This is a genomic window from Lysobacter sp. GQ73, from assembly GCF_059758755.1.
The window spans coordinates 1-303 of record NZ_JCAXEE010000032.1 but is presented as its reverse complement, the minus strand read 5'-3'; the positions used below and the strand labels follow the sequence as shown (position 1 = coordinate 303).

The window sequence follows — 303 nt, the reverse complement described above, 5'->3', positions numbered from 1 at the left end:
CGGGATCAGCACCAGCGCATGCCCGGACAGCAGCTGCAGGATGCCCTTCAAGGACATGTCGAACGAGAATGCGGCATTGAGCGCCACGCGCGAACCGGCGCCTAGCTCGCGATGGGTCGTCTCGCCCATCACCCGCCAGAAATTCACCGCCGAGCGATGCTCGACCATCACCCCCTTGGGCTGGCCGGTCGAACCGGAAGTGTAGATCACGTAGGCCAAGCTACGCGGCGTCAGCCCTTCGACGCTCGGATCGCTTTCGCTCTGATCCGCCAACGACTCGTCGTCCAGCACCACCAGCGGCAA

1 protein-coding gene is annotated in these 303 nt (G+C 64.4%); it reads right to left on the bottom strand.

Annotated elements, in window-relative coordinates; all coding sequences use genetic code 11:
• Positions 1-303: AMP-binding protein (locus AC6CH2_RS22540; RefSeq protein WP_498271168.1), on the bottom strand; the 303-nt coding region annotated here is incomplete at both ends.